The organism is Tsukamurella soli (genome assembly GCF_039541155.1).
Classification (GTDB): domain Bacteria; phylum Actinomycetota; class Actinomycetes; order Mycobacteriales; family Mycobacteriaceae; genus Tsukamurella; species Tsukamurella soli.
Genome location: NZ_BAABFR010000124.1, coordinates 1 through 13,237, shown reverse-complemented (window position 1 = coordinate 13,237; position 13,237 = coordinate 1). Strand labels below are relative to the sequence as shown.

Here is a 13,237-nt window from a genome sequence, read left to right as displayed (position 1 = left end):
CAGGCACGTCGAGGTCCTTCGGGGAAGAGCGTGTAGGAACCTCAATCCTGCGAGGACCTCGACCCTCACCCCGGCAGCGACGCGCCCACAGCCGCTACGGCATCTACACCCTCATCTGTGAAGAGCCAGAAAACCGGCCGACCAAACAACAACTACCCCTCATGAAAGGAGGACCACCATGGAATACGAACCACGCACACCCGACACCACCACGACACCCGAGAACGAGAAACAAGAACAACTGAAAACCATCGCCATCCGCGTCGAAGAAGGCCTGCACGCCCAGCTGCGCTTCATCGCCCAGCTCAGCGGCACCACCATCACCGACGAAATCCGGACGGCCATCGAGCGGCGGATCGCCGCGGCGCAAACCGACCCGGCGATCATCGCCAAGGCCGAACAAGCTCGCCAAGAGATCGAGCGCGAGGCTGCGGCCCGCGCCGCTGCCATCGCCGGATTCATGGGCGCGCCGGCTGTCGCCGCCGCGGTCGAAGCACCTACGACGAATGCCCCACGCGCACGCCGTACCACTAAGACCACAACCAATAGCTAATAACCAGAAGGACGACTGAAGGAATAACCAGATGAAAATGAAAATAACAATCACCAACTACGCCTACCTCTACGCCCGCACCGACGACTTTTTCGACGAGAAGGGCATGACCGAACAACTTCGAGCGTGCCGCCGCATGGCCGCAGAGCTGGGAGTCCGGCTGATCGGGCGCTTCCAAGAATGCGGAGTCGCCAATACCGCCGACGACCGCACCGAGTTGAAGATACTGCTCGACACCATCGAGGCCGACAACATCGCGTACGTCATCTGCGCGGACACGAGCACCCTGGCGGCCACCGACGACCAGCTCCGCGACATCACCAGGCAGATCGAGGCCCACGGCGCTTCCGTGGTGATCGCGAAAGGCAACCGGATCCTCCACTTCGACAACGACCACGACGCTGTCGCAGCCAGAGGTTAGCCAGCCTGGCCACTGCGCATGCCTCGCGGTGGCCATACGTGGAAATCCAGAAAGCCAGACCGAAAGGAGAACCCCAATGACACAACATCACCCCAAACACGCCATCGCCTACGCCCGCGCAGCCGCCACCACGGCAGGCGAACGACGCGTTGCCGAACAATTCGACATCTGCCAGCACATGGCCACCCGGCTCGACGCCGAGATCGTAGACACGTTCGCCGACCACGGCGGCTCAGGCAAACGGCTCAACCGCCTGGCACTGTCCCGTCTCTTCGACTACGTCGAAGACAACAACATCGACTACGTCATCTGCGCCGACATGAACCAACTGGCAAGCACCCAGCGACTGTTCATGGAAGCCGCGCTGCACCTCAAATTGGATGGCACCCGGGTGGCGATCGCCGACCTGGACATTGTTTTCGACATCCAGCGCGGCAGACCAGATCGATCACCAAGCGTGGGAGGGCAGGAGCAGCCATGAACCCCGTCACCGCACCACCGAGCACCAGCCCGTCCAAGACAGCCATCACCTACCTTCGCGTCTCCACCGCCGACCAAGCCACCCGCGGCGGACGCGAGGAAGGCTTCTCCATTCCTGCGCAGCGCGAGGCCAACACCCGCAAGGCCGCATCACTCGATGCGGCCATCGTGGCGGAGTTCGTCGATGCCGGGGAATCCGGCACATCTGCTGCCAAACGCCCCGAGCTGCAACGAATGCTGGCCTACGTCCGCGAGCACCCCGTCGACTACTGCATCGTCCACAAACTCGACCGCCTCGCGCGGTCCCGCGCCGATGACGTCAGCATCCACTTCGCGCTCAAGCAAGCCGGCGTCACCCTCGTCAGCACCAGCGAGAACATCGACGAGACCCCGTCCGGCATGCTCATGCACGGCATCATGTCCAGCATCGCCGAGTTCTACTCGCGCAATCTCGCCAACGAGGTCACCAAGGGACTGGTGCAGAAGGCCAGCCTCGGCGGGACGGTCAGCCGAGCACCGCTCGGCTACAAGAACATCCACGTCACCGACGATGTCGGCCGCATCAACCGCACCGTCGCGATCGACCCCGAACGGGCACACCTCATCACGTGGGCGTTCTACCGGTACGCCGAAGGCGACTGCTCGCTCTCCACATTGCTCGACCAGCTCACCGACCGGGGCCTCACCACCCGGGCGACCCCGAAGTGGCCGAGCAAACCGGTGTCCATCCCCGGCATCCACAAGATCATGACCAACCCGTACTACAAGGGCGAAGTCCACTACCGAGGAGTGATCTACGCAGGCAGCCACGAACCGCTCGTCGACCCCGCCACCTGGCAACAGGTACAAGACCGTCTCGGCGCCAACCGCAGCTCCGCCGTCTACGAGCGACGCAGCCTCTGCTACCTCCGCGGCAGCGTCTACTGCGGCAGCTGCGGCTCCCGGCTCATGGTCATCGCCGCCACCAACCGCTTCGGCACCACCTACGACTACATGACCTGCTCAGGTCGGCAACGCCGCACCACCAGCTGCGAACGCCAGGCCATGCGACTGACCCTGATCGAAGAACTCATCGAGGACGAGTACCGCACCATTGCGCTGTCCCCCGAGCTACGCGATCACATCGAGACCCTCGTCCTCGAAGACTTCGACCACCTCCACGCCACCTCCGAAGCGCAGCGCCAGCAACTCGACCAACAGCGCATCGACCTTGAAGCACGACGTAAGAAGCTGCTCGACGCCCACTACGCCGGGGCAGTTCCCCTCGACCTGCTCAAGACCGAACAGGACAACATCGCGAGCCAACTCGACCGGATCGCCACCCAGCTCGCCAACGCCGCGTCCGACTACGAAGGCGCCCGCGCCGCCTTGGCGGAGACCCTCGACCTGACCCGCGACTGCCATGCTGCCTATCTCGAAGCAGGCGACGCCACCCGACGCCTCTTCAACCAAGCCTTCTTCTCGAAGATCTACATCGACGAGGACGACCAGACCCGCGAACGCACTGTCCGCGTCGACTACAACCAGCCCTTCGACGACCTACTGTCCCGGCTCGTTCCCGCCAAGACCCACCACGCCCAGCAAGCGGCCGAGCACGGCCAAAACAAAACCGTCCGCCCGGAAAACCGGACGGACGGCGTGAACCTGCCTAGCGGCAGTGCTCAGGGGACGGGTTGTCTTCCGAGCACTTTGGTGGAGCTAAGGGGATTCGAACCCCTGACCCCCACACTGCCAGTGTGGTGCGCTACCAGCTGCGCCATAGCCCCGTATTCGGTTGTTCTTCCGCGGTTAACCGCCTGGGAAAACTTACAGCACCGGCCGGTCGGAAGCCAAATCGCCTGGTGGGAGCGGTTTCGCTCGCACCAGGCGATTTGGTCATTGGAGCAGCGTCGTGAGCCAGGTCGGATTGCCGAGAGCGTCGATCTGTGCCCCGTTGTGCAGCACCGTCGGCGTCCCCTGGCCGCCGAGGCTGGTGAGCAGGGACAGCCCCGACGTGGCGAGGTCGGACGCCGCGGCGGTGTCCGCACCACTCGAGATCGCACCGGTCACCGACGCGGGCAGCGTGACGCCCGCCGCGGTGGACGCCTGGCCGGCGATCCGCGCGAGGTCGGCGTTGCTCCAGTCGGTGGCGCCGTCCTCCTGCGGCTGCTGCTGGAACAGCGCGGTGTGCACGGCGAGCCATGCCTTCTGCTTCTGGTCCGCCGGCATCGTCGACCGCGCGATCGCCAGCACCGCCCCTGCGGCGCGCATCGAGTACGTCTTCGACGCGCTGCCCTCGTCGAGGAAGTCCAGCAGGTGGAAGCGCACCCGCAGCTTCCCCACCTCGATCGCCTGCACCACCGCAGCCCCGGACTGCTGCTCGAACTCGCCGCAGTACGGGCACAGGAAGTCCTCGAACTCGTCGATCGTGACCTTGGCACCCGCACTGCCCGCGATGAAACCTGCGTTCGCCGTCAAGGCGCCGTCGCTGCCCGCGGACGGGGACGCCGTCGCAGACACCGGCGTCAGCGGGACCGCCGACAGCACATCCTCGGTCGACGTCGCGCGATGCCGCACCGACGTCACGCCCCACACGCCGAGCCCCGCGACGATCCCGAGCACCACCACGGCCGCGAGGGCGATCAGCGCGATCACCCCGCCCGACAGACCCCGGGACGCGGCTCGCGCACCACCGGGCGGCGGAAACGCCGGCCCGGGGAATGTGGCCTGCCGGGCGACCCCGTCGAGCGCGGCGGCGAACTCCCCCGCCGACGGGAAGCCGCCACCCTCGGCGTGCGCGAGGACACCCAGGACCGCCCCCGGAAGCCCCGCGGGTGGAGCGCCCAGCAGCTGCCGTGCCACCGCCGCGAGCGCCGGCACGTCGACACGAGAACCGACGGGCCCGCGCGACCCGGCACCGTCATCGGTGAGTCCCGCCTCCTCGACCTGCCCGCCGCGGAGGACGACGCTGATCCGCGCCGGCGTGACGCCGACGCGCGCGGTCCCGAAGGACCGGAACTCGGCGTCCAGCTGGGCCCCGACCCGGCCGATGACGGCCACGACGACGGGCAGCGGCATCGGCCCGAACTCCGCTACTAGCCCGGCGGCGTCCCGGCCCTCGGGAGGCGCGTCGCTCATCTATCCGGCCAGCAGGGTGTTCAGCCAGCCCGGGTTGCCGAGCGCGTCGACGGGCGCGCCGTCATGGATAACCGTGGGCGTGCCCTGCCCACCGAGGGTCTCCAGCAGCGTCATGCCCGACTGGCCGGCGGTGCTCGCCGCAGCCACGTTGGTGCCGTCGGAGATGGCCTTGGTGACCTCGGCGGGCAGCGTGACCCCCGCCGTCTTCGCGGCCTGCCCCGCGATCCGGGCCAGGTCGGCGTTGCTGTAATCGGACGTGCCGCCGTCGCCCTTCTCCTTCGGCTGTTGCGCGTACAGCGTCTGGTAGTACGCGAGCCAGACCTTCTGCTTCTGGGCGGCGGGCAGCGACGACTTCGCGATGCTCAGCGCCGCGCCGGCTGCACGGGACGAATAGGTGCCCGACGCGCTGTTCTGGTCCAGGAAGTTGACCACGTGGTACCGGACCTGCAGCGTTCCGGCGTCGATCGCCTGAACGATCTGCGGCCCCGACTGCTGCTCGAACTCGGCGCAGTAGGGGCACTGGAAGTCGCTGAAGATGTCGACGGTGACCTTCGCGGTCGGACTCCCCGCGGTGAAACTCGCCGTCGACGCGAGCTGCGCGACAGCGGCGGTCTTGTCGGCGGCCGTGGGGGGCTTCGGCGTGCTGCTCCTGTGCGTCACGAGGACGACCGCGATCACGGCGATGATGACCACGATCACGATGCCGCCCAGCACGTACGGGAGGGTGTTGGACTGCTTGATCGGGGCGTAGCCGCCGCCCTTCTTCAGCTTGGGCACTCCGCCCTGGTTGTTCGCGGGGCTCAAGGCTCTCCTTCGGTCGGCGCGGCCGGGATCGGCCGCGGGTACGCGCCCACTGTAGCGGCGCGCGCCCACGAAACCGCTGGACGGAGGGTCAGGAACCCTGGAGAACCGAATCCACGAGGGCCTTGGCCTCGGCCTGCACCTGCTTCAGGTGTTCGTCGCCCCGGAACGACTCCGCGTAGATCTTGTACACGTCCTCGGTCCCGGATGGGCGCGCCGCGAACCAGGCGCTGTCCGTCGTCACCTTGAGGCCGCCGATCGGCGCGTCGTTGCCGGGCGCCCGCGTGAGGGTCGCGGTGATCGGCTCGCCGGCCAACTCGGTGGCGGTCACCTGCTCGGGTGACAGCTTGGCCAGTACCGCCTTCTGCTCGCGGTTCGCGGGCGCATCGATGCGCTGGTAGGCGGGCACGCCGTAGCGCTCCCCCAACTCGGCGAAGTGCTGCGACGGCGACTTGCCCGTGACCGCGAGGATCTCGGACGCCAGCAATGCCATGATGATGCCGTCCTTGTCCGTCGACCACACCGTCCCGTCGGTGCGCAGGAACGACGCACCAGCCGACTCCTCGCCGCCGAACCCGACGCTGCCGTCGAGCAGGCCCGGGACGAACCACTTGAAGCCCACCGGCACCTCGAGCAGACGCCGCCCGAGAGCGCTCACCACCCGGTCGATCATCGAGGAGCTGACCAGGGTCTTGCCCACCGCCGCGTCGGCCGCCCAGCCCGGCCTGTTGGCGAACAGGTAGCTGATCGCCACCGCGAGATAGTGGTTGGGGTTCATCAGGCCGGCGTCAGGGGTGACGATGCCGTGCCGGTCCGAGTCCGCGTCGTTGCCGGTCGAGATGTCGTACTTGTCCTTGCCCGCGATCAGTGACGCCATCGCATTGGGCGAACTGCAGTCCATCCGGATCTTGCCGTCGGTGTCGAGCGTCATGAAGGCGAAGCGCGGATCGGTGGTCGGGTTGACGACGGTGAGGTCGAGGCCGTACCCCTCGCCGATCGCCGCCCAGTAGCCGATCGACGCGCCGCCCAGCGGGTCGGCGCCGATCCGGATGCCGGCATCGCGGATCCGGTTCATGTCCACCACATTGATCAGGTCGTTGACGTACGAGCCCTGGAAGTCGAAGCGGCCCACGAACTCCGACTCCAACGCCCGGGCCAGCGGAATGCGCTTGACCGCTGCGAGACCGGTCTCGAGGATCTCGTTGGCGCGGGCCGCGATGACCGAGGTGGCGTCCGTGTCGGCGGGCCCACCGTGCGGCGGGTTGTACTTGAAGCCGCCGTCGGCGGGAGGGTTGTGCGACGGGGTGACGACGATGCCGTCGGCACGGGGGCCGCTCTGCTCACGGTTGTGCCGCAGGATCGCGTGGCTCAGCGCCGGGGTGGGCGTGAACCGGTCCGCGGTGTCGACGAGCACGTTGACGCCGTTGGCCGCCAGCACCTCGACCGCGGTCTCCCACGCGGGCCCCGACAACAGGTGGGTATCCTTCGCAAGGTACAGCGGCCCCGTGATTCCCTGTCCTGCACGGTATTCCACGATTGCCTGGGTGGTGGCGAGAATGTGGTCCTCGTTGAACGCGGCGTTCAGACTGCTGCCGCGGTGTCCCGACGTCCCGAAGACGACGCGCTGGTCCGGATCGCTCGGGTCCGGCTTGATGGAGTAGTAGGCGGACTCCACGGCGGAGACGTCGATCAGGTCCTCCGGGAGGGCCGGCTGGCCGGCGCGGGGGTGAGCCATCGTGCGCTTCCACCTTTCATCGTGGGACGCGTGTCTGCGCCCGCTTTCTGGTCGTCCTGGTCGTCGTGCCGGATGGCGGCCGACGACGCCAGACCCAAAGTATTCACCGTACGTGCCGCTGCCATCGTCGGATTGGCCGTAACGACGGATTCTGGAAACGGACCAATGGATTTCGTACGACACACTATTGCCTCGCGTGAGCCGGCGCCGTCCCACGACGGCACGCCGCTCAGAAGTAGGTCGCCACCAGGTCGACCACCACGGGGTCGTCACCGTGCCCGGCCCGACCGCGGACGACGGGCACCGTCCGCCACTTGTCCATCACCGTGCACGGATGGGAGGCACCGAGACCCACGACGTCGCCCACCGCGACCGGGTCGTCCGCCGGGACGGTCAGGAACAGGTGCTGGTCGTTGATCGCGGTCGCGACGGCACCCACCAGCGGCCGCTGCGGCCCGCCGAGGGTGGTGGCGGCGACCTGCGGCACGGGCAGACCGTCATCGAAGGAGACGTCCCGGCGCCCCACATCGAGTAGTACGAGTGTCGGCTCGGGACGGGACAGGACGCGGGCCCAGATCCGCATCGCCGACCGCAGCCGCGGCGCGGGGATCCCGCGGTCGGCGGGCGCGACCGAGGCGTAGAAGCCGTCGTCGTGGATCACGTAGACGCCCGACCGCAGCTCGACCTTCGTCCGATCGTCGCGCAGCGGGCCGAGCACCGCGGCGACCCGGTCGAAGTAGGCGCTGCCGCCCGCGCTCACCACCACCGGGCCGTCCTCCGAGTAGCTGTCTGCGAGGCGCCGATGAACCGCCGCCATCGTCTCGAGATATGCGTCGACCCGGGCGAGCCCGGTGGGTGTCACGTCGTGCGCCACCGCGCCCTCGTAGCCGGCGACCCCGCCGAGGCGCAGCCGCGGCGACGCCGCGATCGCCTCCCCCACTGCCACTGCCTCCTCGAGGGTGCGGGCCCCGGTCCTCGCGCCGAGGGATCCCACCTCGACCAGCACCGTCAGCGGGCGGCGAGCGCCGGCAAGGGCGTCCGCGAGCAGCGTCACCGTTGCCTCCGAGTCGGCCCAGACCTCGACCTCGAGCCCCGGATCCGCATCGAGCGCAGCGCCGAGCCACGCCACGCCGCCCGGGTCGGCGATCGCGTTCGCGAGGTGGACCCGCGGTACTCCCGCGGCGACCGCGACCCGCAGCTGCGGGTAGTTGGCGACGGTGATCGCCGTCGATCCGGCGGCGAGCTGTCGTCGCCACAGCGTGGGCGACATCGTCGTCTTGCCATGCGGCGCGAGGTCGAGCTCGTGCTCGGCGCAGTAGGCAGCGAACGCGACGAGGTTGTCCTCGATCGCGTCGTCGTCGAGCACCAGCAGCGGCGTCCCCAGCGACGACAGCCGCGGCTCGCGCGCGAGGAACTCCTCGACGGTGAGCCCGTCCGCCCACGGCGGTACCGCCTTGTCGACGGCGTTCAGCCGCCCGGCGGGGCGCCCCGGCAGCGTCGTGTCCCCGGCCATGGTCCTCCTCGTGATCGACTGTCCCGCACGGTACCCGACCAGCGTGGATCCGACCTCACAGCGCCGGCCGAGCCACTGACAGGTCGTGTTGACGCCTCCGTAACCGCAGCCCACGGGCCACGAAACACGCCCGCCGAACCATGGGGTGCGACCGAGACAGGCGTGCGCAGCGGAGGTGACGGGTGATGGCCACGGCGTTGACGGTGTGCGGGTACTGCGGCGTGGGCTGCGGTATGGAGCTGCACACCGACGGTGCCGGCGGCGTCATCAAGGCGACGGGCCGGGCCGACCACCCCGCGAACCGGGGGCGGCTGTGCACCAAGGGCAACACCACGGGCGACATGCTGATGGCGGGCGGGCGGCTGACGACGGCTCTGGTGCGCCCGGAGCGCGGGGCGGAGCCGGTTCCCACCCCGGTGGCGGCCGCGGTGGCCGACGTGGCGGCGCGGCTCTGCGCGATCCGCGACACCCACGGGCCCGACGCCATCGCGCTGTACGTGTCGGGGCAGATGTCGATCGAGGCGCAGTACCTCGCGAACAAGCTCGCGAAGGGATTCCTGCGGACGCAGTGGATCGAGTCCAACTCCCGGCTGTGCATGGCCAGCGCCGGTACCGGCTACAAGCAGTCCCTCGGCGCCGACGGGCCGCCCGGCAGCTACGACGACCTCGACACCGCCGACGTGTTCCTCGTGATCGGCGCCAATATGGCCGACTGCCACCCGATCCTGTTCCTGCGCATGATGGACCGCATCAAGACCGGCGCGAAGCTGGTGGTGGTGGACCCGCGGCGCACGAACACCGCCGCCAAGGCCGACATCCACCTCGCGGTGCGCCCGGGCACCGACCTGGCGCTGCTCAACGGGCTGCTGCGGCTGGTGCGCGACCTCGGCGGGATCGATGAGGAGTTCGTCGCCGCGCACACCGAGGGCTGGGAGGCGATGGGCGCGCTGCTCGACGAGTATCCCGTGGAGACGGTGGCCCGCGTGACCGACGTCGACGAGGCGCAGCTGCGGGAGGTAGCCGCGCTGATCGCGGGCACCCGGAACTGGGTGAGCCTGTGGACGATGGGACTCAACCAGTCGACCCACGGCACGTGGAACACCAACGCGCTGTGCAACCTCCACCTCGCCACGGGCGCGATCTGCCGGCCGGGCGCCGGCCCGTTCTCGCTGACCGGGCAGCCGAACGCCATGGGCGGCCGGGAGATGGGCTATATGGGGCCGGGGCTGCCGGGGCAGCGCGCTGCGCTGGACGCCGCGGACCGGGCATTCGTCGAGGAGCGCTGGGGCCTCGAACCGGGCACCATCCGGTCAGAGGGCGGGACGGGCACCATCGACATGTACCGGCGGATGGCCGACGGCGAGATCAAGGCGGCGTGGATCATCTGCACCAATCCGGTCGCGACGGTGGCCAACCGGGCGACCGTGATCGACGGGTTGCACCGCGCCGAGCTGGTCGTGGTGCAGGAGGCGTTCACCGGGGTGGAGACCGCCGCCTACGCCGACGTGGTGCTCCCCGCCGCGCTGTGGGCCGAGGCCGAGGGGGTGATGGTCAACAGCGAGCGGAACATGACGCACTGCGCACCCGCGATGGCCGCGCCGGGCGAGGCCCTGCCCGACTGGCAGCTGATCTGCCTGGTCGCTACGGCGATGGGATACGGCGAGGCGTTCGACTTCTCCTGCGCCGCAGAGGTGTTCGATGAACTGGCTCGGTTCCACAACCCGCGCACCGGCTGGGACCTGCGCGGCGTCGACCACGCACGCCTGCGCCGCGGGCCGGTGCAGTGGCCGGCCCCGCCCGGGGGCGGCGACCGCAATCCGATCCGGTACCTCAACGACGGCGTCAGCCAGACCCTGCACACCGATCGTGACGGCACCATTCCCGCGCTGGCGTTCCCCACGCCGAGCCGGCGCGCGCGGTTCCTGCCGCGGCCGCACATGCCCGCCGCGGAGCTGCCCGACGACGAGTTCCCGCTCGTGCTCACCACCGGCCGCGTCGCGCACCAGTGGCACACGATGACGAAGACGGGGCGGGTGCGGAAGCTGAACAAGCTCAACCCCGCGCCGTTCCTGCAGCTGCACCCGGAGGACGCCGAGCGGCTCGGCGTCACCGACGGCCAGGACGTCGAGATCCGTTCGCGGCGTGGGCGGGCGGTGCTTCCCGCCACCGTCGACGACGCCGTACGCCCAGGCGTCTGCTTCGCCCCGATGCACTGGAACGACTCCTTCGGCCCCGACGTCGCTGTGAACGCCGTGACCAACGACGCCGTCGACGCCGACTCCCTGCAGCCCGAATTCAAGGTCTGTTCGGTCGCGGTCACTCCGATCGCTTCCGCTACTGAATCCGCACCCGCACAGTCTCTTCCGGAGGTCGCCGTGGTACCGATCGAGGCGCTCGCCGCGGCGCTCGGCCCCCTGCCCGCGCCGGTCGCTCCGGCCCCCGCCGAGCAACTGTTCCTGTCCGGGTTCCTCACGGGCGTCCGGTCCAATCCGCCGGCCGGAGAGGTGCCGGTGCTGCCCACCCTCACCCCGTTGGCACCCGCCACCCGCGCCTGGGTCGAGGGTGTACTGGCGGGCGTGTTCTCCCGGGTCGCGGCGCCGGTCGCGGGCGCACCGGTGGGCGCCGGCGCGATCGCCGAGGCGCCCGCGGGGCCGACAGTGACGCTCGTGTGGGCGTCGCAGACCGGCACTGCGGAGGAGTTCGCGGAGACCACCGTCGCACGGCTGACGGAGGCAGGTGTGACGGCCCGGATGCGGGGCGCCGACGAGGTCGCCGTGGCCGACCTGACCGACACCGTCCTGTTCGCGGTGGCCACCACTGGCGACGGCGACGCCCCCGACAACGGCCTCGCGCTGTGGGACGCGCTCGCGGCCGCCGAGCCCGGCGACGTGGACGGGCTGGACTTCTCGGTGCTCGGATTCGGCGACTCGTCGTACGCCGACTTCTGTGGCTTCGCCCGCAAGCTCGACGCGCGCCTCGAGCACCTCGGCGCCCACCGGATCGTCGACCGCACCTCGTGCGAACCGGATTTCGAGGACGCCGCCGCGGCGTGGACGGAGAGGGTGATCGCGGCACTCACCGACGCGGGGCCCGAAGCCGCGGTCGCGGCGCCCGCTGAGGTGGCCGCGCCGGCACCGTCGTACTCGCGGAAGAACCCGCTGCGCACCACGCTCTCCTGCAACCGCGCACTGTCGGCGGAAGGCTCGGGGAAGGACGTCCGCGACATCGGCATCCACCTGCCGCCGGGCACCATCGAGTACGGCGTCGGCGACGCGCTCGGCGTGTGGCCGCGCAACCGCCCGGAGGTGGTGGCGGAGTGGCTCTCCCGCACCGGTCTCGACGGCGGGACGACCGTCACCGTCGGCGGCGAGGAGCCGGCACTCGTGGACGCTCTCACCGCGCACCTCGACATCACCCGCATCACACCGGATCTCATCCGGTTCGTGCACTCCCGCAACCCGGGGGACGAACTCGAGCGCGCCATCGACGATCCCGCGCACTTCGCCGAATGGACCTGGGGGCGACAGGCCCTCGACCTGCTCGCGTCGCACCCGGTGACCGCGACCGTCGACGAGTGGATCGGGGTGCTGCGGCCCCTCGCACCGCGCCTGTACTCCATCTCGTCGAGCCCGCTCGAGGACCCGACGCAGGTGCACGTGACCGCGTCGATCGTGCGGTTCGAGTCGTCGGCGGCCGCCACAGACGGCGCGATGCGGCACGGCGTGTGCTCCGGCTACCTGGCCGACCAGCCGGAGGGCGGCGAGGTGGACGTGTTCGTCCAGCGCACCAAGCACTTCCGGCCGCCGGAGGACCCCGCCGCGCCGGTGATCATGATCGGGCCCGGCACCGGTGTGGCACCGTTCCGCGGATTCCTGCACGATCGTGCCGCTCGCGGACACACCGGCGACAACTGGCTGTTCTTCGGTGAGCGTCACGAGGCCAGTGACTTCTACTACCGCGAGGAACTCGACGCGTTCCGCGAGTCGGGGCTGCTGACGCGGCTGGACACGGCCTTCTCTCGAGACGGCGACGCCAAGGTGTACGTGCAGGACCGGATGGCGGAGCGCGCCGCCGACCTGTGGAAGTGGATCGCCGACGGTGCGCACGTGTACGTGTGCGGCGACGCGTCGCGGATGGCGCGTGACGTCGACGACACGCTGCGCGGCATCGTCGCCGAGCACGGCGGCCGAAGCCCGAGAAGTGCCGCCGCGTACCTGCAAGCCCTGTCGGCGGAGCGCCGGTATGTGCGGGACGTGTACTGACCGCCCACGCCCTGGCACTAGGGTCTGGTCTCATGCCGACCAGCCGCCGCCTCCTCGCGATCGTGCTCGCCGGGGGCGCGTCGCGACGCCTCGGCGCAGACAAGGCGCAGCAGCTGGTGGGCGGGCGACGCCTGCTGGACATCGCGCTGGCCGCGGCGGCGGTCGCGGACCACGTGGTCGTGGTGGGACCGCCGCGGGACGTTCCCCCCGGGGTCGCGGTGACGCGTGAGGATCCGCCCGGCGGCGGCCCGGTCGCGGGGATCGCCGCGGGTCTGGCGGAGCTGCCCGGCGGACCGGCGGACGTGCTCGTACTCGCCTGCGACCTGCCGCGGCTGACCCCGGGCGCGGTGAAGTC

Annotated in this window: 10 protein-coding genes, 1 tRNA gene and 1 pseudogene; 6 read left to right on the top strand and 6 right to left on the bottom strand. The window is 69.8% G+C overall.

All coding sequences use genetic code 11. From position 1 onward, the window contains the following. Positions 1-178: 178 nt before the first annotated feature. From ABD908_RS24055 to ABD908_RS27740, 4 genes and pseudogenes are all read left to right on the top strand, one after another. Complete coding sequence (locus ABD908_RS24055; protein ID WP_345000809.1) at positions 179-553, top strand: hypothetical protein; 375 nt, start codon at positions 179-181, stop codon at positions 551-553. A 37-nt stretch (positions 554-590) separates the two neighbouring features. Then, positions 591-974, top strand: coding sequence for a recombinase family protein (locus tag ABD908_RS24050; RefSeq protein WP_345000807.1), 384 nt, complete (start codon positions 591-593; stop codon positions 972-974). A 76-nt stretch (positions 975-1,050) separates the two neighbouring features. Beyond that, on the top strand, positions 1,051-1,455 hold the full coding sequence (locus tag ABD908_RS24045; protein ID WP_345000805.1) for a recombinase family protein: 405 nt from the start codon (positions 1,051-1,053) through the stop codon (positions 1,453-1,455). Continuing rightward, positions 1,452-2,531, top strand: a pseudogene (locus ABD908_RS27740) (recombinase family protein); the annotation flags it as partial. The gene ABD908_RS24045 and the pseudogene ABD908_RS27740, both read left to right, overlap by 4 nt. Before the next feature lie 33 nt (positions 2,532-2,564). On the opposite strand, the gene ABD908_RS24035 reads toward ABD908_RS27740, so the two are convergent. From ABD908_RS24035 to ABD908_RS24010, 6 genes are all read right to left on the bottom strand, one after another. After that, entirely contained in the window at positions 2,565-2,906 is a 342-nt protein-coding gene (locus ABD908_RS24035) for a hypothetical protein (protein ID WP_345000801.1), read from the bottom strand. 238 nt (positions 2,907-3,144) lie between these two features. Beyond that, a tRNA-Ala gene (locus ABD908_RS24030) sits at positions 3,145-3,220 on the bottom strand. 109 nt (positions 3,221-3,329) lie between these two features. Further along, a complete protein-coding gene (locus ABD908_RS24025; RefSeq protein ID WP_345000799.1) occupies positions 3,330-4,571 on the bottom strand; it encodes a DsbA family protein in 1,242 nt (413 codons plus the stop codon). Further along, on the bottom strand, positions 4,572-5,375 hold the full coding sequence (locus ABD908_RS24020) for a DsbA family protein (RefSeq protein WP_345000797.1): 804 nt from the start codon (positions 5,373-5,375) through the stop codon (positions 4,572-4,574). Positions 5,376-5,463: 88 nt separating this feature from the next. Further along, on the bottom strand, positions 5,464-7,107 hold the full coding sequence (pgm, locus tag ABD908_RS24015; RefSeq protein WP_345000795.1) for a phosphoglucomutase (alpha-D-glucose-1,6-bisphosphate-dependent): 1,644 nt from the start codon (positions 7,105-7,107) through the stop codon (positions 5,464-5,466). 229 nt (positions 7,108-7,336) lie between these two features. After that, positions 7,337-8,620, bottom strand: a complete 1,284-nt coding sequence (locus ABD908_RS24010; RefSeq protein ID WP_345000793.1) for an alanine racemase — start codon at positions 8,618-8,620, stop codon at positions 7,337-7,339. 185 nt (positions 8,621-8,805) lie between these two features. On the opposite strand from ABD908_RS24010, the gene ABD908_RS24005 reads away from it, so the two are divergent. Next, positions 8,806-12,882 carry a bifunctional nitrate reductase/sulfite reductase flavoprotein subunit alpha gene (locus ABD908_RS24005; RefSeq protein WP_345000791.1) on the top strand — a complete coding sequence of 1,359 codons (4,077 nt, stop codon included), beginning with the start codon at positions 8,806-8,808 and terminating at the stop codon, positions 12,880-12,882. Positions 12,883-12,914: 32 nt separating this feature from the next. Further along, positions 12,915-13,237, top strand: a 323-nt coding sequence (gene mobA, locus ABD908_RS24000) for a molybdenum cofactor guanylyltransferase (protein ID WP_345000789.1), incomplete at its 3' end; no start/stop codon positions are given.

Coding starts and splice junctions, on each gene's coding strand:
- ABD908_RS24055 (WP_345000809.1), top strand. CDS start 179: ATGGAATACGAACCACGCACACCCGACACCACCACGACACCCGAGAAC.
- ABD908_RS24050 (WP_345000807.1), top strand. CDS start 591: ATGAAAATAACAATCACCAACTACGCCTACCTCTACGCCCGCACCGAC.
- ABD908_RS24045 (WP_345000805.1), top strand. CDS start 1,051: ATGACACAACATCACCCCAAACACGCCATCGCCTACGCCCGCGCAGCC.
- ABD908_RS24025 (WP_345000799.1), bottom strand. CDS start 4,571: ATGAGCGACGCGCCTCCCGAGGGCCGGGACGCCGCCGGGCTAGTAGCG.
- pgm (WP_345000795.1), bottom strand. CDS start 7,107: ATGGCTCACCCCCGCGCCGGCCAGCCGGCCCTCCCGGAGGACCTGATC.
- ABD908_RS24010 (WP_345000793.1), bottom strand. CDS start 8,620: ATGGCCGGGGACACGACGCTGCCGGGGCGCCCCGCCGGGCGGCTGAAC.
- ABD908_RS24005 (WP_345000791.1), top strand. CDS start 8,806: ATGGCCACGGCGTTGACGGTGTGCGGGTACTGCGGCGTGGGCTGCGGT.